Origin of the sequence: Paenibacillus helianthi (genome assembly GCF_001909055.1) — a bacterium.
GTDB lineage: Bacteria > Bacillota > Bacilli > Paenibacillales > Paenibacillaceae > Paenibacillus_AQ > Paenibacillus_AQ helianthi.
This window is the reverse complement of sequence record NZ_LVWI01000054.1, coordinates 42,623-62,486: the sequence shown is the minus strand read 5'-3', so window position 1 is coordinate 62,486 and position 19,864 is coordinate 42,623. Positions and strand designations below refer to the sequence as shown.

The following is a 19,864-nucleotide window of genomic DNA, read 5'->3' as shown; positions in this document are numbered from 1 at the left end:
GAAGATTCCCTACTGCTGCCTCCCGTAGGAGTCTGGGCCGTGTCTCAGTCCCAGTGTGGCCGTTCACCCTCTCAGGTCGGCTACGCATCGTCGCCTTGGTAGGCCGTTACCCCACCAACTAGCTAATGCGCCGCAGGCCCATCCTCTAGTAGCAGATTGCTCCGCCTTTCATCCCTCGCCCATGAGGGTGAAGGAATTATCCGGTATTAGCTACCGTTTCCGGTAGTTATCCCAGTCTAGAGGGTAGGTTGCCTACGTGTTACTCACCCGTCCGCCGCTAAGCTTATCCCGAAGGATAAGATCCGCTCGACTTGCATGTATTAGGCACGCCGCCAGCGTTCGTCCTGAGCCAGGATCAAACTCTCCAAATTGGTATTTAGAAAGAGCGATTGCTCATTTTGAAACATCTGACGAGAATAAAATATTCTCTATTTTTTTGGATCTCACTTGCGTGAAATCCCACTCACTCGTTGTTCAGTTTTCAAAGATCAAGCCCGTCGTCGGCGCCGATTAACTCATCACCAGCAACTCTTATAATATATCACGTTCGACCGAGTAATGCAAGCTCTTTTTTTCAACTTCTTTTCGAGCTCGGCGTTGATGTTTCATGGCCGGAATAAGAATATACCATGTACAGAGTTTCATTGCAAGCATTATTTTTATAAAAATGATTCCGAGGAGAAACGCATCCTTGCGTTCCCTTCGGAATCAGGTTAAAGGCATATACTATTACTCTGTACGGCTACGCATATGAGGGAACAGCAGCACATCGCGGATCGATGCAGCGTTGGTAAGCAACATGATTAGCCGGTCCACACCAATTCCAAGTCCGCCTGTAGGCGGCATACCGTATTCAAGAGCACGGATGAAATCATCATCCATTTCATGAGCTTCGTCGTTCCCTTTTTCTTTTTCCTGAATCTGCGCTTCAAAGCGCTGACGCTGGTCGATAGGATCATTCAGCTCGCTAAACGCATTCGCATGCTCACGAGCCACGATAAACAGCTCAAAACGATCTGTAAAACGAGGGTCTTGATCATTCTTTTTGGCAAGTGGAGAGATTTCAACCGGATGGCCTGTAACAAAGGTCGGCTGAATCAGTGTTTCTTCTACAAATTGCTCAAAGAAGGCATTCAGGATGTGTCCAAAGGTCATGTGCTTTTCAACAGGCACACGGTGCTCCTTCGCCAGACGCTGAGCTTCCTCATCCGTCATATGAACGCCAAAATCAACTCCTGTCACTTCTTTGACAGCGTCCACCATAGTCACCCGGCGCCATTGCGGCGTCAGGTCTACTTCCTGGCCTTGATAATTAATCTTCTGGGTACCCAGAACCTCCTGGGCAATATGAGCGATCATGCTCTCGGTTAAGTGCATAATGTCTTTGTAATCAGCATAAGCTTCGTACAGCTCGATCATTGTAAATTCCGGGTTGTGGCGCGTTGAAATGCCTTCGTTCCGGTACACGCGGCCAATTTCATATACTTTTTCCAAACCGCCGACGATCAGACGCTTCAGATGCAGTTCAATGGCAATACGCATATACAGCTGCATATCGAGTGTATTGTGGTGAGTAATAAACGGACGGGCCGCAGCTCCACCGGCGATGGCATGCAGTGTTGGTGTTTCCACCTCAAGGTAGCCAAGTGAATCCAGATAACGGCGCATCGACTGAATGATCCGTGACCGGGTAATGAATGTCTGCTGAACCTCAGGATTAATGATCAGATCGACATAACGCTGGCGGTAGCGCAGCTCCACATCTTTCAGACCGTGATATTTCTCGGGAAGCGGAAGCAGCGATTTGGATAGAACCTCAAGGTTATGCACTTTAATAGAGGTTTCACCGGTTCTGGTTTTGAACACTGTTCCGCGAACGCCAATGATATCGCCCAAATCTAGAACGTTAAATGCCGCATACTGTGCTTCGGAAATACTGTCCTGACGGACATAGATTTGAATCCTGCCGCTAAGATCCTGGATGTGGGCAAAGCTGGCTTTACCCATCACGCGCTTAGCCATAATGCGTCCGGCAATGCTGACTTCCAGGTTAAGCTCGTCCAGCTCCTCTTTGGTTTGTCCGTCGTACTTGGACATAATATCTCCGGCACCTGTCGTACGCTCATACTTTTTACCAAACGGATCGATCCCCAGTGCACGAAGCTCGTCCAGTTTGCCGCGGCGGATCGTCAGCAGTTCGCTAAGTTCTTTTTCCGTGTTCTCCGCAGTGTTCATTTCCTCGGTCATATCTTTCATCCTCTCTTACTCACTCTGTCATATACACAAGAAGAAACGGCTCCATCCCTATGCAAGAGGACAGTCCGTTCCCGTACAAATAGAAGCTCTATTGTTGCAGGCTGAAACAGCTTGGCCGTCCCCATTAGAGGCAACGCCATTTCCCCAGAAAGATAAGGATAATTTATAAGGCGATCTATAAAACCTCTTATCTTTTGAAAAAAGCTTCCCTAAGGAAGCTTTCTTGACTTACCCCTTATGGTACCTATTACTTCATTCTAATATCAAGAATTTTATATTGAATGACTCCTGCAGGAACACTAACATCAACAACGGTACCAATCTTCTTGCCGATAATGGCCCGGCCTACCGGACTTTCATTGGAGATCTTATTATTCAGCGGATCGGACTCAGCAGTGCCGACAATCAAATATTCCATGACGTCGCCATATTCCAAATCCTCAACGCTAACAGTAACCCCAATGCTTACTACATCGGTAACGATTTCGTCGCTGTTGATGATGCGCGCATTACGGAGCATTTTTTCCAAAGTAATGATACGTCCTTCAATGAAAGCCTGCTCGTTCTTGGCGTCCTCGTACTCTGAGTTCTCACTGATATCTCCGTAGCCAATGGCTACTTTAATCCGTTCAGCTACCTCGCGGCGTTTTACGGATTTGAGGGTCTCCAGTTCTTCTTCCAGACGCTTAAGTCCGTCCGGTGTAAGGATGACTTCTTTATCGCTCATCTCAACCGATTCTCCTGTCGTATACATTTATTGAAAACACCATACTATATGCGAATCCGGAGGGATAAGAACCCTCCCTGCTGCATTAACGCTTGCTGTAACGGCGATTTTATACTGTGAAATTATATTGGAACCGCTACAAAATGTCAATGATGCCCCATATAATGTTCGAGTGTGTGTCCAAAAGACAGGGAAATGAAGTGTTAGACCGCTGAAAGCGAAGAATACAGGCCTTCCTGCTCCTCACCTTCCTTAAGCTGTATGACAAATTCGTTCAATATCCGTACCATTTCATCACGCTTGGTTTCTTCCATAATGACATCCTTCACACGGGCGGCTGCCTTCATCCCCTTCAAATACCAGGCCAGATGCTTGCGCATTTCACGGACAGCTACCGCTTCGCCCTTCAGGCTGATCAGACGGTCCATATGAAGAATGGCAACTTTGATCTTTTCTTCTGCTCCGGGTTCAGGCATAAGCTCACCTGTGCCCAGATATTGGATTGTGCGGTACAGCATCCACGGATTGCCCAGTGCTCCGCGTCCAATCATTACACCGTCGCAGCCGGTCTGATCCAGCATAGCCCGCGCATCCTCCGGAGTATTCACGTCTCCGTTGCCGATCACCGGAATAGAAACTGCTTCTTTAGCCATACGGATGTACTTCCAATCAGCAAGCCCGGTATAAAGCTGCTCACGGGTCCGGCCATGAACACTTACCGCCTGGCCCCCAGCACGTTCAACAGCGCGCGCGTTGTCTTCCACAAAAATATGCTCGCTGTCCCAGCCAATCCGCATTTTTACGGTCACAGGTTTATCCACGGCGTCAACAACTGCAGACACCATCTCGTAGATTTTATCAGGACTCAGCAGCCAGCGGGCTCCCGCGTCGCATTTGGTCACTTTGGGTACAGGGCAGCCCATATTTATATCGATAATATCAGCATTTGTCTCTTTATCAACGACCTTGGCTGCTTCCACCAGAGACTCACGGTCACCACCAAAAATCTGCAGACTTAGGGGCTTCTCCCGCTCATCCACAAACAGCATCTCCCGCGTACGCGGGTTGCCGTGTACAATCGCCTTGCCACTTACCATTTCGGCACAGACCAGACCGGTTCCGAATTCTTTGGCAATCAGACGAAATGCCGGATTACACACGCCTGCCATAGGCGCCAGCACAACCTGGTTCTTCATCTCAATATTGCCAATTTTCAGCATGTTTGTTCACTTCCTTGATTTGATTTGTGGGGATCTATATAAACGCTCCCTCAATTAGTAGGAATGGCTAATTCGTCTGCAGCAACTCCGAGAACGTCCGCAATTTTATTTAAAATTTGATCTTCCAAGCGTCTGTTACCCCGCTCCACTGCACCTAGTACAGCCAAAGATATTCCGACAGAGTCCGCAAGCTCCTGCTGAGTGTAGCCCTTCAGCTTTCGGAAAGCTCTGACCCTCCGTCCCATACGTTTGTTGTCCACAAGCGAATTCCTTCCCTTCCGTCTATGTCTTGTAGCGCTGCTGTAATGAACTGCCGAAGTCCGGAAGACTCTTCATTGTGCGGAACGACATCACTTAGTGGAACTAGCACAAACGCCCGCTCCTGCATCCGCGGATGCGGCAGTGTTAATTCGGGTGTGTCAAAATGCTGATTCTCCATCCATAACAAATCCAAGTCTACCGTTCTCGGTCCATAACGGACATCCCGGACACGGCCCAGCTGACTTTCGATGCTAAGCATCTCCTGAAGCAGCGCCTCCGGGGCAAGCGTTGTACGAAGCGCCGCCGCCATATTCAGAAACTGCGGCTGGTCCAAATACCCGACAGGCTCCGTTTCGTATACGTGTGAACAGCGGGTCACTTCAATCTGCTCATGCTGGTTCAGCCTTTTCAATGCCGCTTTCAGGCTCCCCTCACGGTCACCCAAATTAGCCCCTAAAGCAATATAAGCCTCTGATGCCTCAGAGGTAGAATGTATGGTCATTGCCAAGTTCTCACTTTCTGGTTCTGTGCAGCTCTACGGTCACTCCTTGAAAGTGAATGTCGAACGGCGGATGCGGTTTGGTCACCTTCACCGTTACTGCATTGATAACAGTATAAGTGTCCAGTACTGAGGATGCAATATATTCAGCCAAAGCTTCAATGAGTTTAAATGACTTTGTTTCGACAATTTTTTTGACAAGGAAATGCACTTCGGCATAATTCACAGTCAAGGTGAGATCATCATTAAGGCCAGCGCCCTGCAGATCAAGCTCCAGCTCCAGATCAATGTAAAATCGCTGACCGAGCTTGCGCTCCTCTTCAAACACTCCATGATAGCCGTAGTATTCCATGCGGTGCAGTGTCATTTTATCCATAGGGGTTACCTGCTTTCTTATCCAAATAATCTATAGTTGATCGTATGTTAGCCACGTGCCAGCGTCCCCGCAGCGTAAAGCATGGCATCGCACATCTGCACCGTACGCTTGATTCTGGATACATCGTGTACCCGCACGATCTGGCAGCCTTGGGCAATTCCGAATGCTACAGTGGCCGCAGTGCCTTCTACCACATCATCTGCAGGGAGATCCAGCACAGTCCGAATGAATTTTTTGCGGGAAGTGGCCAACAGTACCGGATATCCAAGCTCGCTCAGCCGGTCCAGATTCATCATGGCCTGAAGATTCTCTGTATAATCCTTAGCAAATCCAATCCCGGGATCAATAATAATGTTCTCCGGCCTCACTCCTGCGGCCAACGCCAGATTTATGCTTTCCGCAAGGTCGGCAGACATATCACGAGCCAGATCCTGATAATTCCGGTCATTGCGGTTATGCATGAGAATGATGGGACAGCCGCTTTCCGCAGCTACAGCCGCCATATTCGGGTCAGCCTTGGCGCCCCAGACATCATTAATGATGTGGGCACCTGCCTGAATGGCCTTGCGGGCCACTTCGGCCTTGTAGGTGTCAATCGACAAAGGCAGATGGGGAGCCGCACGGTGAATGCTCTCAATGACAGGCAATATGCGCGCCAGTTCTTCTTCCTGACTTACGGGTTGATGACCGGGCCGTGTCGACTCGCCGCCAATATCAATAATATCGGCACCCTCCGACGCCATTTGCAACGCATGCTCTACCGCCCGAACCGGCTCGTCCCACAACCCTCCATCGGAAAAGGAATCCGGGGTAACATTCAGGATGCCCATAATCAAGGTTCGTTCACCTAGTGTCAGTTCCGCTGCACCTATTCGGTAGTTCCGTTTGTATATCACGGGTCTCATTTCAGCAATCCCGTCCTCTCTCTGTACCATTCCAGCAATAATGCTGTAATTCTCCCGCAGCGCCCGCCACTTACCGTCTGCCGCCCATTTGTACACCACAGCGTTGTAACCGGAACGATCTCCTGTACCGAATTGGTTAAAAAAATCTCATCCGCTTCTGCAATCTGCTCCCACCTATACAAGCCTTCTTCTGTCTGCAGTCCAGCATCGAGCGCCAGTTCTAATACCATTTCCCGGGTAATTCCCGGCAGGATGCCGGTGGCTACACTCGGTGTGTAGAGCACGTTATTGTTAACGAAAAAAACATTGCTGACGATGCCCTCGGCAATCTCGCCCTGTGCAGTCAACATCAATCCCTCTGCACCGGTTGCAGCTGAAGCATATCCTGCCAGTTCACGCTTCGCGAGGATATTGTTCATATAATGCAGCGACTTGAAGCGCACCGGGCCCTCCGGCGTATTACGCGGCAGGTTCAATACTTGCAGGCCTTTGCCTTCCAGGTAGAAAGTGTCAGGGAACTTCGGCAATTCTTTGATGTAGAGCAAATGATTGGGCTGACTGTAGTCGCCCGCAGGCAAACCCAGAATATCTTCACCGGCTGTTACGGTGTAACGAATATAGGCATCCTGTAGTTCATTTTTGCCCATTACACGCTGAATCCAGTCCCTGAGCTCAGCAATATCTCCCTCAAAGGGAATTCCGAGCTGTCTGCAGCCATCCGCCAGTCTGTCGATGTGCCGCTGCAGCAAAAAGGGTTCGCCCCCGTATGTCCGAAAAGTCTCAAAAAGGCCCATACCATACAAAAATCCGTGATCCAGAGCGGAAATCACGGCATCTTTGGAATCAACGACCCTGTTGTTCAATCCAATATAATTCATACCGGTTCTCCGGCTCTCCGTTTCAGGAAATTGCGTAGTATGGTGTGCCCATGATCGGTAATAATCGATTCAGGATGAAACTGTACACCCTCTATCAGGTATTCTTTGTGGCGCAAGGCCATAATTTCACCTTCCGCTGTTTCCGCCGTAATCTCCAAACAGTCAGGCAAACTATCGCGTTCCACGATCAGTGAATGATAGCGGGTTGCAGTGAATGGAGATTCCAGTCCCTCAAATACCGAGGTTCCGTTGTGGTGGATGGGCGAGGTTTTGCCATGCATCAGGCGCTCCGCCCGAATAACATTGCCGCCAAAAGCCTGCCCGATCGCCTGATGGCCCAGACAGACACCGAAGATCGGAATGATTCCTTTGAAATGCTGCAGTAGCTCAAGGCTAATGCCCGCTTCATTCGGTGTACACGGCCCCGGAGAAATCAGGATATGGTCCGGTGCGAGCGCCTCAATCTCCTGAATGGTAATCTCATCATTGCGGGATACCTTCACTTCTTCCCCAAGCTCTCCTAGATACTGCACCAGGTTGTACGTAAAGGAATCATAATTATCGATAACCAAAATCATTATATTGCTCCTCCTTCGGCGCCGCCGGTCATCCGTGATTCCTGCTGATACTCGCTGCAGAGAACCGCCTTCACTATGGCTTTGGCTTTATTATGGCATTCCCGGTATTCCCGGTACGGGTCAGAGTCGATCACAATACCCGCACCTGTCTGGATGTAACCTACTCCGTCCTTAACCGCCAGTGTCCGTATAATAATATTTAATTCCATATTGCCGTTATAGTCAATCCAGCCCATCGACCCCGTATATGGACCACGCCGAACGGGCTCCAGCTCCTCGATGATCTCCATCGTGCGCACCTTGGGTGCGCCGGTGATCGTGCCGCCGGGGAACAAGGCGGCCGTGACATCGTAAGCGCCTTTACCGGGCGCGACAGTGCCCTCCACCTGCGAGACGAGATGCATCACATGCGAGTATCGCTCCACGGTCAGCAGCTCCGGCACGCTGACCGTTCCATATGCAGCGACACGGCCGATGTCGCTCCTCTCCAGATCGACAAGCATAATATGCTCGGCGATCTCCTTCTCGCTCCCGCGCAGCTCCGCCTCCATGGCGGCGTCCTCCGCGGGAGTGAGGCCCCGGCGCCGGGTACCGGCTATGGGGCGTGCACTGACCTTGTCCCCGTGCAGCTTGACGAGCAGCTCGGGCGAAGCGCTGGCAAGTGCGAAGCCGGGCGAGCGCAGCAGCCCCATGTACGGGGACGGATTGAGCTTGCGCAGCCATTCATACACATCCTCCGGCGAGGATTTCAGCTGCGCTTCTTGACGCAGCGACAGATTCACCTGGAATACATCCCCTTGCCGGATGTATTCCTGAACCTCCTGAACTGCCTGCTGAAACTGCTCGGGCGAGAAGGCTGAAGTCATGGCCGGCCACTCACCGGAAACATGGGTATGGGCTTCAAGGATGGCAGCCTCGGCAGCTTCTTCAGCACTGCATTCTGAAACCCCTGGGGTGGCTGAGATCAGCCGCCATTGCTCCAGCATCTGCTCTGCCCGCCGGAGAGCGTCTTGATACAGACCCTTCAATTCACCAGGGCCAGACAGGTTCGCAGGAACAAACGGAACATGCACTGTGCAGTACAGCATGTCCTCCTGATGATCATAAATCCACAGCTCCTCCAGCCTCATAAAGAGGTAATCGGGAAAGCCCGGATCGTCCTTAGCCAAGACAGGCAGCTTCTCCAGGGAACGGGCCACATCATAGCTGAGAAATCCAATGCAGCCGCCTATAAAGGGAGGCAGTGCAGAGGGCTGGACGCACGGTGAAGTGAAATCCTTCATCCAGCCCTCCAGCACCTCCAATGGTTGACCATTTATGACAGATTGGAGCCTGGGCTCATTTGTATTAGCCGCATCTGGAGAGAAGCTGCGTACTTCAGCCGAGCTTTCTTTGCCTTGCAGCACAGAAACCGGATTTAAGCCAAGGTATGTATAACGGCCTCCTTTCCCGCTCTCCAGTACCACTGAATACGGGGAGGCCGTCTCCCAGGCTTTCTTCCAGGAGGCGGGCAATCCTCCCTTGTCCTGAGGCGATTGTATAATAAGGGGGAGAAGGCTCCACTCTGCCTGCGCCCATAGCTCCCAGTCCTGCCATGCTGTTATGATTTCCAATGCCATCCCCCTAAAAGTTTTGTGCAGCATACGCTTCTTGTGAATTTACTTCGCAACAAAACTTGCTACGGAAGCATCTGCTTAGTTTTGTGCAGCATACGCTTCCTGTGAATTCACTCTGTACACAACCCGCCCTAAGCAATCCTCACGGTTAATCCATTCCCTTATCCTTTGGTTTATTGCCTGTCAGTATACTGTACTTTGGACTGTTTTGAAAAGCCTGATGGATTGATTTTCCGAAAAAAGAGCCTTCACATCCCTATGACAGCGGATGGAAGGCTCTATGGACGATATGCAAATCAGCAATTACACTTCGAAATTGTAAAGTGGAGTACTCAGGTAACGTTCGCCGTTACTTGGAATAATCACAACGATCTTTTTGCCTGCTCCCAGCTCTTTGGCTACTTTGAGGGCAGCGAAGACGGCTGCACCGGAAGAAATACCAGACAGAACGCCTTCTTCCTTCGCTACACGGCGCGCGGTTTCGAATGCTTCGTCATTCTCTACATGGATAATCTCATCATAGATCTTCTGATTCAGGATGTCGGGAATGAAGTTCGCGCCGATCCCTTGGATCTTATGCGGGCCTGGCTTACCACCAGCCAGAATTGGTGATGCCGCTGGTTCAACAGCATAGATCTTCACATCTGGGTATTTGTCCTTCAGAATCTCGCCAGCCCCTGTGATTGTTCCACCCGTACCTACTCCGGCAATGAAAGCATCCAGTGGTCCACCGATGGACTCAATGGCTTCAACAATCTCAGGACCGGTAGTTTCGCGGTGAATCTTCACGTTCGCCTTATTCTTAAACTGCTCAGCCAAGAAGAAGTCAGGATTCTCGCTAAGGATTTGTTCAGCCTTCTTAACTGCACCGTTCATACCTTCTGATCCTGGAGTAAGGACAAGCTCCGCACCATAAGCACGCAGCAGATTGCGCCGTTCAAGGCTCATTGTTTCCGGCATAACAATAACCGCCTTGTAGCCTTTGGCTGCAGCAACAAGTGCCAGGCCAATACCAGTGTTACCACTGGTAGCTTCTACAATGGTACCGCCTGGCTTCAGAAGCCCTTCCTTCTCAGCCTCTTCCACGATGCTGATCGCAATGCGGTCTTTCACGCTGGAGCCCGGGTTTTGATATTCAAGCTTCAGATAGATTTCAGCAGAACCTTCGGGGACCACCCGGTTGAGACGAACGAGCGGTGTGCCTCCGATCAAATCTGTTACACTGTTGACGACTTTAGCCATGAGTAAAGACCTCCTTGGAATGATAAATGAATGGGTGCGTAACTTGAGACAATAGTCTTCAGTATAAATTCCCGGGTGTATGAAAAAACGGCTAGGTCTGCACCAGGACATTCAACACCGCAGCGCCAAGTTATAGTGCTGGACAGCGGAATTGAACCGTCCGCCGTTTGTTATTTCCGACTAAATCAGTAGGTTTTACATTAAGTTCATATTATCAATCTTGCAGGCTGTTGTCAATATATATCGCTGTATCATATTTAGCGCGCAAATCACTTTCCACCTTCTGTAGCGGGGGGGCCTTCTCCAGCGCAAGCTCTTCCCGTACCTGCTGCCGGACTTCAGCTTGATCCTGCTTCCTGGGCACGATAGCTTGCTCCAGGCGAATTACCGCATAAGTTCCCCCTGTCTGCAGCGGACCTGCAATGTCACCCGCCTCCAGGCCAGCAGCAGTCTTCAAGAGATCCTCCGGCCAGAATGGGTCATCCTCCTCCACCATACCAATGCTTCCTCCACGGAGGCGGCTTTCTTCATCGATGGACAGCTCCCTGGCCAGTTCTGCAAAATTCTCCCCCTGCTCCAGGCGGTCCATTACTTTTTCCGCCTCATCGTAAGTGGACACCTTGATCATGGAGAGTTGCATTTCCTTCTTGGGAGTGAACCGCTCGGCATTTTGCGCTAAATAATCATCAATTTCGCTCTCACTGATGTTAATTCCCGCTGTTGCTATTGCTTGCAGCGTAAGACGATAGACCGCCTCTTCCCGTACTTCTTCACGGGAGAGCCCCAGCTCTGACTCCATCTGTTCGTAATATTGCTGTTCGGAGCTGTAACCAGCCATACTGCGCTGCAGTTCCTTCTCGACCTCATGATCGGTTACGGTAATCTTCAAGGCCTTGGCCTCTTTGCTGACTACAATATGATTTAGCAATCCAAGGAGCACTTCATCTCCATGCTTTTTTTTGAGCTCATCTATCCATTGCTGGTCTGTAACCGGCTGATCTCCCGCTCTTGCAATGTCCGAGGACTCCCCCTCTGCGACTTCTCCCTTGAGTATGGCCATAGCCCGCAGACTCCAGAACAATAAACCTCCGAGCATTAATGTTGCGATCGCCAGTAGAATAACGGCATTGCGCAGCACGCGCTCTTGTCTTGTCATCATCCCATAGCCCTACGATTTCGCTTGATTCAGGATAACCTGCAATTCATCCTTATGAAATACATAGGCCTCGTTACAAAAGTGGCATACCACTTCCGCCTGGTCATCTTCTTCAATTAACCGTTCCAGCTCATGCTGGCCCAGACTCACCAACGTTTGCTCTACACGCTCACGGGAGCATTGGCAGACAAAATTTATATCGAGTTCATCCATAATAATTACATCAGGAAGCAACCAGCGAAGCATCTCTTCCGGTTCGAGTCCCTGCTCGAGAACGGCGGTAACAGAAGGCAGTGCACCTACTGCCCGCTCAATCACCGTGATCTCATCATCGGTGAGGCCTGGAAGGAGCTGCACAATAAATCCACCGGCAACTTTCACAGAGTTATCCGTTTCAACAAGCACTCCAAGCCCTACCGCAGCCGGGGTTTGCTCGGATACTGCAAAATAATAGGTAAAATCCTCACCAAGCTCTCCCGAAACAATAGGAACGCTCCCCCGGTAAGGCTCCTTCATCCCCAGGTCCTTACTGATATCAATGAACCCTTCTGTTCCTACTGCTCCCGCTACATCCAGTTTGCCGAGACTGTTGCTAGGCAAATGAACATGCGGATTCTGTACATAACCACGAACTTCTCCAAGAGAATTAGATTCCGCAACAATCTGTCCAAGCGGTCCATTCCCCTTGACCATAATTGCCAGTTTTTCCTCACCCTTGAGCATGGCACCCATCATAGCAGCGGCTGTAACTGTACGGCCCAGCGCAGCTGTTGCTGTGGGATACGTATCATGTCTGCGCCGAAGCTCGTCGACAAGCTCAGTGGTACGGACTGCAAAAGCTCTTACTTTGCCGTTCATCGCCGTTCCCCGAACCAGCCGATCTTTTTTTTCATCCATTGGTTGCATACTCCTCCTGTCATTTACCCCATACGGGTTCTATATCTTTATTTGTTACGGTCATAAATAATTCTTAAGCCTTCCAGCGTCAGCATAGGATTAACTTCATCAATACATTCGGTTTCACCGGCAATCAGTGTCGCCAGGCCTCCAGTAGCAATTACTTTCAGCACCGGGGCATTCATCTCCAGCTTAATGCGTTTCACAATACCTTCAACCTGACCAGCGTAGCCAAAAATAATCCCAGCCTGCATGGCGTGTACGGTATTGCGTCCAATGACTTTCTTCGGCTTCTCAAGTTCGATCCGCGGCAGCTTGGATGCCCGCTGATACAATGCTTCGGTAGAAATGCCCAGTCCCGGTACAATCGCACCGCCAAGATAGTTTGCACCGGCATCAATGCAGTCAAACGTAGTCGCCGTTCCAAAATCAACGACGACTAGCGGACATTTATATTGTTCAATGGCGGCAACCGCATTTACAATCCGGTCAGCACCAACTTCACGTGGATTCTCATACCGCAGATTAAGCCCGGTCTTAATGCCCGGGCCAACAAGCAGCGGTTCCTTGCCAATGTATTTCACGCACATTTCCACAATCACCTGTACAAGGGGTGGAACAACCGAGGAGATTATGACCCCTTCCACGTCTTTAAAAGATATATTCGACATATGAAACAAATTATGAATCAATACACCGTATTCATCTGATGTCGATTGCCGGGCAGTGCTGAGCCTGAAATGATGGAGTAGTTCACGCCCCCGGTATACCCCAAGGACGATATTTGTATTCCCGATATCTACAGCAAGCATCATGAGAGGTGCTCCTCCTTCTTCGCATTCAGATCCAGACTGATATCCAGACTGGAGAAGGAATAGGTGAGCCTGCCGACAGAAATCACATCAACTCCGGTCTCAGCAATGCGGCGGACTGTCTCTAAGGACACGTTGCCGGAGGCTTCGGTTTTGACATGAGGGGCTTTGGTTTTAATCCGTCTTACGGCTTCAGTCATCAGTTCAGGGGACATATTGTCCAGCATAATAATATCGGCCCCTGCCGCAATCGCTTCTTCAACCTGATCCAGGCTCTCCGTCTCCACTTCAATGGTCATCGTGTGCGGAATATTGGCCCGAGCCCGTCCAACAGCCTGACGAATTCCCCCGGCTCCCTTGATGTGGTTATCTTTAATCATTACGGCATCGTAGAGGCCGAACCGGTGATTGGCGCCACCGCCAATACGAACGGCGTATTTCTCCAGCATCCGGTGACCAGGAGTTGTTTTGCGTGTATCCACCAGCCGGGAAGGCAATCCCTCAAGCTTTTGTACAAAAGAGTGGGTACGGGAAGCCACACCCGATAAACGCTGCATTAAATTAAGTGCTAAACGTTCTCCGGTGAGAATCGAATGTGTACTGCCTTCTACCTCGGCGATAACAGTCCCTTTGGTTATAGCCTGACCTTCTTGTACCATGGCAGTGAACACAAGGGAAGGATCTACCACCTCAAAAACCAGCTCTGCTACAGGAACACCACAGATAATACCATCCTCTTTGGCGTGAATGATCCCCTTGGATTCGTGCCCTGCGGGAATCGTTGTGCGGCTTGTGATATCACCAGAGCCGACATCCTCATGCAGCCAGCCCTTAATCATTTGTACCAGTTCTTCATTGTAGCCATTAAACATCATCACTTAATTCCTCCACTATTCCCAGTTCACGAATCTGAAGCAGATGCTTCTGCCACTGGGCATCATCACGCTGCGGATAATCCTCACGGTAATGCGCACCTCGGCTCTCATGACGTGCTAAGGCTGATTCGGTAATCAGCAGACAACAGGTCAGCATATTCGCGAACTCGTATTCTTCACGTTTGGTCAAAGCCGAATGGAAGATAGGCAGTTGACGCTTCAATTCATCTAATCCTTTGAGCAGCATCTCTTCATTCCGCCGCAGACCTGCATATCGCACCATTACCTTTTGTACCTTCAGACGGCGCTCTACAATAGCCTGGGTTGGGGATTCCCCCCTTCCTTCATCGCATCCTGCTGCTATAACGCCACGCTCAAGTGGCGGCAGCTGACGGATACGTTCAATAATCCTCCGACCAAAAACAACAGCCTCGGACAGTGAATTACTGGCCAGCCGATTAGCTCCCTGCACTCCGGTTGAGGACACTTCCCCGCAGGCAAACAACCTTGAGATATTGCTCTCTCCATTAAGATCGGTCTTGATGCCCCCCATCATATAATGCGCAGCCGGAGCCACTGGAATCCAATCACTTGTAATATCCAGCCCATAACTCATACAGGTTCCATAAATAGTCGGAAAACGGTGTCTGACCATTTCTGCCGACTCGTGAGTAATATCCAGGTACACAAAAGTAGATTTGGTCAGCTCCATTTCACTGATGATGGCCCGTGCAACGATATCACGAGGCGCAAGCTCCAGCATCTCATGATAGCGCTCCATGAAACGTTCACCATTGATATTGCGCAGCACGGCACCTTCACCGCGGACTGCCTCGGAGATCAGAAAACGCGGTGCCCCCGGATAACTGAGCGCTGTAGGGTGGAATTGAATAAATTCCATGTCGCGAATATGCACGCCGGCCCGGTAAGCAATTGCCACACCATCTCCGGTTGCCACCTCAGGGTTCGTGGTATAACGGTACAACTGACCGGCTCCCCCGGAGCACAGTATGGTTGCAGCTGCCTTGAGAAACAAACGTCCGCCCCCAGGGCGTTGGACCAGGGCACCCACACATTCTCCTCCGTCAGTGATAAGATCGATCACAAAATGATCATCCCATACCTCAATATTTTCATGCTCCGCTACCTGCTCCCCCAAAGCGCGCACAATTTCATATCCCGTTGCATCCCCATTGGCATGCAGAATACGCCGGTGGCTGTGCGCACCTTCTTGGGTGAGCGCAATCACGCCGTTCTCTTTATCAAAAAGTGTGCCTAGACGGATTAACTCACGCACACCTTCAGGCCCTTCATTTACAAGAACATCAACAGCCGCTGATGAGTTAAGTCCCGCTCCCGCCATCAGTGTATCCTGACGGTGATAGGCTGGTGAATCATCATCGGCAAATACAGCAGCTATGCCACCCTGGGCATAACGGGTGTTGCTCTCCATCAGCGTTTTTTTGGTTATCATAATGACTTTCCGGTCTTCACTGGCTTTGATCGCTGTGAACAAACCGGCGATGCCTGAACCGATGACGATACAATCCGTTTGGACTGTTGGAAGCTCGCTAAGGTCGAAATCAACCAAATATTGTGGAATCATGACCGCTTTTCACCTGTTTCAACGAAAGAGTAGCGCATGCTACCGGACTTGTAGCATGCGCTCTAGGGATGTTCTGGCTTTGTCGGCGACAGCGGGCGGTACATAAATCTGCGGCTTCATCGTCTCCAGGCATTTGACCAGCTTTTTGAGATTATTTACTTTCATATTAGGGCAAACGAGAAATTTGGTGGCAAAATGAAACTCTTTATCCGGACTGTCTTTACGGAGCTGATAGCCGGTACCATCTTCTGTTCCAACAATGAACTGCTTGCGGCCGGATTTTTTACAATAATCAATAATGGATGTAGTACTGCCTACATAATCACCCATGGCCACTACCTCAGGACGGCATTCCGGATGAACTACAAATTCCGCTTCCGGATATTTTGCTCTCATTTCAATTACATCTTTGACGGTGAGCATGTCATGGGTATTACAGTAGCCTTCCCAGATGATCAGCTTCTTGCCGGTCTGATCCTGAACATATTGGCCCAGGTTCTTGTCAGGCACCCAGATAATTTCTTCGGCATCCAGCGATTCAATAACCTTCACCGCATTGGCAGATGTACAGCAAATATCCGTTTCCGCCTTGATTTCCGCTGACGAATTGATATAGGTAACGACTTTGGCATTAGGGTGCTGTGCCTTCAGCTTGCGCAAACCATCCACATTCACCATGTCGGCCATCGGACAGCCAGCGCGCTCATCCGGAATAAGGACCGTTTTATTCGGAGCCAGAATTTTGGCGCTCTCTCCCATGAAGTGGACACCGCAGAATACAATTACATCAGCATCGGTTTCGGCTGCCTTTTGAGCAAGTAAAAATGAGTCTCCCCGAAAATCTGCCACTTCCTGAATTTCATCACGCTGATAATAATGAGCCAAAATGATTGCGTTCCGTTCTTTCTTAAGCTGTTCGAGGCGCACACGAAGTTCACGATTCTGTTCCTGCTTGCGCTCAAGCGCCAGAGCTTCCACGGTCTGTTCTCCCCCTTATGTCTTCACGGCTTTTAGCCGGCACATACTTAGCAATCTCCCCGAAATTTGCGGGTACGCAGCAGCCACCCAGCCCTGCGATTGATTCGTCATATATTATTTAATATTTAATCACTAATGTACACAACGTTCCACCCACTGTCAATGTAACCCGGCTGGCAGAAGAGGTTCATCTGGGCACTGAAAAGATAAAAAAATCCGGAGAACCCTAAGGTTCTCCGGATCTTAAATCACTTACAATCTAGACGAGACTTCCGCCACCGTCTTTATTGCCGTCATCCGAGCCGTTTCCATGCTCTGTATCCGGGTTGTTCGGGATATCCTTGGACAAGTCCCCGATAGTAGTAGAGGTATCCTCAGCTTTACCTTGAATGCGGACACGCACATCACCAATGGAATCAATGACAGGCTCGCCTTCTTCGTGAGTAACGCCAGGTAATTCTAACGGTTTGCCGTCTTCTGTCAGATAACCCTGCTCGATCAATTCCTTGATCTGATCCAGCTCCAGCGTTTCTTTTTCAAGAAGCGTATTGGCAATCAGGTGCATCTCTTTGGAGTATTTGGTCAACAGCTCTTTACAGCGTTCATAACTGCTGCGGATAAAGTTCTGCATCTCCTGATCGATCTCGTATGCAATGGAGTCACTGTAATTCTGCTCATGCCCGATATCACGGCCCAGGAAAACCTGGCCCTGAGAAGTACCGAACTGCATAGGTCCCAGCTTATCACTCATACCGTATTCCATAATCATGCTGCGCACAATTCGCGTAGCCTGCTGGAAGTCACTGTATGCGCCTGTACCGATCTCGCCAATGAATAGCTCTTCAGCGACACGCCCGCCAAGGAGTCCGGTTACCTTATCAAGCAATTCCTGCTTGGTAACAAGCATCCGGTCTTCTTTCGGAAGCATAATTACGTATCCGCCTGCACGGCCACGCGGGATGATGGTCACCTTGTGAACCATATCCGCATGCTCCAGGAAATAACCGACAATCGTATGACCTGCTTCGTGGTAAGCCACAATACGCTTCTCGCGATCACTAATGACACGGCTGCGTTTCTCGGTACCTACGATTACCCGGTCAATAGCTTCATCCACTTCGTTCATGGAAATATCCTTACGGTTACGCCGTGCAGCGAGGAGGGCTGCCTCATTTAGCAGGTTCTCCAAATCCGCTCCAGTGAAACCGGTAGTACGCTTGGCGATAACGTCAAGTCTAACGTCCTTCGTCAATGGCTTATTGCGGGAATGAACCTTGAGTACAGCTTCGCGGCCTTTCACATCCGGACGATCCACTGTAATCTGACGGTCAAAGCGTCCTGGACGAAGCAGGGCCGGGTCAAGGATATCTGCACGGTTGGTAGCCGCAACGATAATTATTCCTTCATTACCGCCAAAGCCATCCATTTCAACGAGCAATTGGTTGAGGGTTTGTTCACGTTCGTCATGTCCGCCGCCAAGTCCTGCGCCACGCTGACGTCCAACCGCATCTATTTCATCGATAAAGATGATACAAGGTGCATTCTTCTTAGCGTTCTCGAACAAATCACGTACTCGGGAAGCGCCGACACCGACGAACATTTCGACGAAGTCGGAACCGGAGATGCTGAAGAAAGGAACACCGGCTTCACCGGCTACCGCACGGGCCAACAGGGTTTTACCTGTACCTGGAGGGCCCACGAGAAGCACACCCTTAGGAATGCGGGCACCTACTGCGGCAAATTTACGCGGATCTTTGAGGAATTCCACGACTTCGACAAGCTCCTGCTTCTCTTCATCGGCCCCTGCAACATCCTCGAAACTAATTTTCTTCTTCTCTTCATTATATAACCGGGCCTTGCTCTTACCGAAATTCATTACCTTGCCGCCGCCACCCTGTGCCTGATTAAACAGGAAGAAGAACAGGATGAACATGATAACCAGCGGAATGATGGAAGAAAGGAACGTCAGCCAAATGCTGTCACCTTCCATCTTCTTCTGCGATAACTCTATGCCGTTATTATCACTGGCATCTACGAGTTCATTAATGGCTTGATCTGTAGGAGGAACAAATGTGGAAAAGTTCTTCGATTTAGCACCTGAAGGCTGCTGTTTATATTCGCCGGTTACGGCAAAAGCATTGCCTTCGAACTGAATCGTCATGCTCTTCACATTGTTATTCTTGATCTCCTGTCTTAACTCATCATATCTAGGGAAATCGGCGGATTCATTTCCATTGCTTACAAACTGGACAATGCCCACCACGACTAAAAATAAAATCAAATAAAAACCAGAATTCCGGATGAACCGATTCATCCCCTACCTCCTCTCACAACACTCAAGTTATTGTACCATAGCCTGCCCAGACTCCTCAAATTTGACAGAAGCCAGGGAACGGATCCGTAGATCTAAGGCTGCGATTAGCTCATTTGGAATAAATCTCAGGCTTCAGTACACCGACGTAAGGGAGGTTCCGATACTGCTCGGCATAATCCAGTCCATACCCTACTACGAATTCGTCCGGAATTACAAATCCGGTATACGCGGCTTCCAGACTAACTGTGCGCCCTGCGGGTTTGTCGAACAAGGTGACCACAGTCACTGATGCAGCATTGCGCCCTTGAAGCATTTCAATCAAATAGCTAAGCGTAAGCCCGCTGTCAATAATGTCCTCCACAATCAGAACATCGCGTCCCTCAACGGAAGCGTCCAGATCCTTGATGATTTTGACTACGCCTGAGGATTTGGTGGATGCTCCATAGCTGGATACAGCCATGAAATCCATTTCAACAGGCACTGTAATGACTTTAACCAAATCTGCCATAAAGATAAACGCGCCTTTTAGCACACAGATGACGAGTGGCGTGCGTCCTGCATATTCCGTACTCAGCTGGGCGCCGAGTTCCCTGATTCTTTGTTGAATTTCCTCTTCGCTGATCAAGATTTCCTGAATATCGTTCTGCAACTTGCGAACCTCCTAAGTT

General features: G+C 49.9%; 19 protein-coding genes and 1 rRNA gene. All 20 read right to left on the bottom strand.

Annotated elements, in window-relative coordinates:
• Positions 1 to 371: ribosomal RNA gene (locus tag A3844_RS20800) — 16S ribosomal RNA — on the bottom strand; the annotation flags it as partial.
• Positions 372 to 729: 358 nt separating this feature from the next.
• On the bottom strand, positions 730 to 2,247 hold the full coding sequence (lysS, locus tag A3844_RS20795; RefSeq protein ID WP_143192117.1) for a lysine--tRNA ligase: 1,518 nt from the start codon (positions 2,245 to 2,247) through the stop codon (positions 730 to 732).
• Between the two features lie 256 nt (positions 2,248 to 2,503).
• The gene (gene greA, locus A3844_RS20790; protein ID WP_074086951.1) at positions 2,504 to 2,983 is read right to left on the bottom strand and encodes a transcription elongation factor GreA; all 480 of its coding nucleotides are present in this window, start codon (positions 2,981 to 2,983) and stop codon (positions 2,504 to 2,506) included.
• 203 nt (positions 2,984 to 3,186) lie between these two features.
• Positions 3,187 to 4,203, bottom strand: a complete 1,017-nt coding sequence (gene dusB / locus A3844_RS20785; protein ID WP_074108351.1) for a tRNA dihydrouridine synthase DusB — start codon at positions 4,201 to 4,203, stop codon at positions 3,187 to 3,189.
• Positions 4,204 to 4,253: 50 nt separating this feature from the next.
• Positions 4,254 to 4,463 carry a helix-turn-helix domain-containing protein gene (locus A3844_RS20780; RefSeq protein WP_074086949.1) on the bottom strand — a complete coding sequence of 70 codons (210 nt, stop codon included), beginning with the start codon at positions 4,461 to 4,463 and terminating at the stop codon, positions 4,254 to 4,256.
• Positions 4,415 to 4,966: a 2-amino-4-hydroxy-6-hydroxymethyldihydropteridine diphosphokinase gene (folK, locus tag A3844_RS20775; RefSeq protein WP_074108350.1), complete on the bottom strand. Its 552-nt coding sequence runs from the start codon at positions 4,964 to 4,966 to the stop codon at positions 4,415 to 4,417. Before folK ends, A3844_RS20780 begins: the two co-directional genes overlap by 49 nt.
• A gap of 10 nt (positions 4,967 to 4,976) precedes the next feature.
• Positions 4,977 to 5,339, bottom strand: coding sequence for a dihydroneopterin aldolase (gene folB / locus A3844_RS20770; protein ID WP_074086947.1), 363 nt, complete (start codon positions 5,337 to 5,339; stop codon positions 4,977 to 4,979).
• A 47-nt stretch (positions 5,340 to 5,386) separates the two neighbouring features.
• The gene (gene folP / locus A3844_RS20765) at positions 5,387 to 6,244 is read right to left on the bottom strand and encodes a dihydropteroate synthase (protein WP_074108354.1); all 858 of its coding nucleotides are present in this window, start codon (positions 6,242 to 6,244) and stop codon (positions 5,387 to 5,389) included.
• Positions 6,241 to 7,122, bottom strand: a complete 882-nt coding sequence (locus A3844_RS20760) for an aminotransferase class IV (RefSeq protein WP_074108349.1) — start codon at positions 7,120 to 7,122, stop codon at positions 6,241 to 6,243. Before A3844_RS20760 ends, folP begins: the two co-directional genes overlap by 4 nt.
• Positions 7,119 to 7,700 carry an aminodeoxychorismate/anthranilate synthase component II gene (gene pabA / locus A3844_RS20755; RefSeq protein ID WP_074108348.1) on the bottom strand — a complete coding sequence of 194 codons (582 nt, stop codon included), beginning with the start codon at positions 7,698 to 7,700 and terminating at the stop codon, positions 7,119 to 7,121. The genes A3844_RS20760 and pabA overlap by 4 nt, the downstream gene beginning before the upstream one ends.
• Entirely contained in the window at positions 7,700 to 9,313 is a 1,614-nt protein-coding gene (locus A3844_RS20750; RefSeq protein WP_244169814.1) for an anthranilate synthase component I family protein, read from the bottom strand. Before A3844_RS20750 ends, pabA begins: the two co-directional genes overlap by 1 nt.
• Before the next feature lie 306 nt (positions 9,314 to 9,619).
• Complete coding sequence (gene cysK / locus A3844_RS20745) at positions 9,620 to 10,558, bottom strand: cysteine synthase A (protein WP_074086942.1); 939 nt, start codon at positions 10,556 to 10,558, stop codon at positions 9,620 to 9,622.
• A gap of 214 nt (positions 10,559 to 10,772) precedes the next feature.
• Positions 10,773 to 11,717 carry a peptidylprolyl isomerase gene (locus A3844_RS20740; RefSeq protein WP_083606946.1) on the bottom strand — a complete coding sequence of 315 codons (945 nt, stop codon included), beginning with the start codon at positions 11,715 to 11,717 and terminating at the stop codon, positions 10,773 to 10,775.
• Between the two features lie 9 nt (positions 11,718 to 11,726).
• Positions 11,727 to 12,611, bottom strand: coding sequence for an Hsp33 family molecular chaperone HslO (hslO, locus tag A3844_RS20735; protein ID WP_074086941.1), 885 nt, complete (start codon positions 12,609 to 12,611; stop codon positions 11,727 to 11,729).
• A gap of 47 nt (positions 12,612 to 12,658) precedes the next feature.
• Complete coding sequence (locus A3844_RS20730) at positions 12,659 to 13,426, bottom strand: type III pantothenate kinase (RefSeq protein ID WP_074086940.1); 768 nt, start codon at positions 13,424 to 13,426, stop codon at positions 12,659 to 12,661.
• Positions 13,423 to 14,298, bottom strand: a complete 876-nt coding sequence (gene nadC, locus A3844_RS20725) for a carboxylating nicotinate-nucleotide diphosphorylase (RefSeq protein ID WP_074102240.1) — start codon at positions 14,296 to 14,298, stop codon at positions 13,423 to 13,425. Before nadC ends, A3844_RS20730 begins: the two co-directional genes overlap by 4 nt.
• Positions 14,288 to 15,904 carry an L-aspartate oxidase gene (nadB, locus tag A3844_RS20720; RefSeq protein WP_074108346.1) on the bottom strand — a complete coding sequence of 539 codons (1,617 nt, stop codon included), beginning with the start codon at positions 15,902 to 15,904 and terminating at the stop codon, positions 14,288 to 14,290. The genes nadC and nadB overlap by 11 nt, the downstream gene beginning before the upstream one ends.
• Positions 15,905 to 15,943: 39 nt before the next feature.
• Positions 15,944 to 16,882 (bottom strand): quinolinate synthase NadA, encoded by a 939-nt coding sequence (gene nadA / locus A3844_RS20715; RefSeq protein ID WP_074102238.1) that lies wholly within the window; start codon positions 16,880 to 16,882, stop codon positions 15,944 to 15,946.
• Positions 16,883 to 17,141: 259 nt separating this feature from the next.
• Positions 17,142 to 19,196, bottom strand: coding sequence for an ATP-dependent zinc metalloprotease FtsH (gene ftsH / locus A3844_RS20710; RefSeq protein ID WP_074108345.1), 2,055 nt, complete (start codon positions 19,194 to 19,196; stop codon positions 17,142 to 17,144).
• A gap of 109 nt (positions 19,197 to 19,305) precedes the next feature.
• The gene (hpt, locus tag A3844_RS20705) at positions 19,306 to 19,845 is read right to left on the bottom strand and encodes a hypoxanthine phosphoribosyltransferase (RefSeq protein WP_074086935.1); all 540 of its coding nucleotides are present in this window, start codon (positions 19,843 to 19,845) and stop codon (positions 19,306 to 19,308) included.
• Positions 19,846 to 19,864 lie beyond the last annotated feature (19 nt).

What these genes read in the sequence shown, in the direction of transcription:
- A3844_RS20730 (WP_074086940.1), bottom strand. Translation starts at nt 13,426, where the DNA reads ATGATGCTTGCTGTAGATATCGGGAATACAAATATCGTCCTTGGGGTA.
- ftsH (WP_074108345.1), bottom strand. Translation starts at nt 19,196, where the DNA reads ATGAATCGGTTCATCCGGAATTCTGGTTTTTATTTGATTTTATTTTTA.
- folK (WP_074108350.1), bottom strand. Translation starts at nt 4,966, where the DNA reads ATGACCATACATTCTACCTCTGAGGCATCAGAGGCTTATATTGCTTTA.
- greA (WP_074086951.1), bottom strand. Translation starts at nt 2,983, where the DNA reads ATGAGCGATAAAGAAGTCATCCTTACACCGGACGGACTTAAGCGTCTG.
- A3844_RS20760 (WP_074108349.1), bottom strand. Translation starts at nt 7,122, where the DNA reads ATGAATTATATTGGATTGAACAACAGGGTCGTTGATTCCAAAGATGCC.
- A3844_RS20740 (WP_083606946.1), bottom strand. Translation starts at nt 11,717, where the DNA reads ATGATGACAAGACAAGAGCGCGTGCTGCGCAATGCCGTTATTCTACTG.
- hslO (WP_074086941.1), bottom strand. Translation starts at nt 12,611, where the DNA reads ATGGATGAAAAAAAAGATCGGCTGGTTCGGGGAACGGCGATGAACGGC.
- cysK (WP_074086942.1), bottom strand. Translation starts at nt 10,558, where the DNA reads ATGGCTAAAGTCGTCAACAGTGTAACAGATTTGATCGGAGGCACACCG.
- nadC (WP_074102240.1), bottom strand. Translation starts at nt 14,298, where the DNA reads ATGATGTTTAATGGCTACAATGAAGAACTGGTACAAATGATTAAGGGC.
- folP (WP_074108354.1), bottom strand. Translation starts at nt 6,244, where the DNA reads ATGAGACCCGTGATATACAAACGGAACTACCGAATAGGTGCAGCGGAA.
- nadB (WP_074108346.1), bottom strand. Translation starts at nt 15,904, where the DNA reads ATGATTCCACAATATTTGGTTGATTTCGACCTTAGCGAGCTTCCAACA.
- folB (WP_074086947.1), bottom strand. Translation starts at nt 5,339, where the DNA reads ATGGATAAAATGACACTGCACCGCATGGAATACTACGGCTATCATGGA.
- lysS (WP_143192117.1), bottom strand. Translation starts at nt 2,247, where the DNA reads ATGACCGAGGAAATGAACACTGCGGAGAACACGGAAAAAGAACTTAGC.
- dusB (WP_074108351.1), bottom strand. Translation starts at nt 4,203, where the DNA reads ATGCTGAAAATTGGCAATATTGAGATGAAGAACCAGGTTGTGCTGGCG.
- pabA (WP_074108348.1), bottom strand. Translation starts at nt 7,700, where the DNA reads ATGATTTTGGTTATCGATAATTATGATTCCTTTACGTACAACCTGGTG.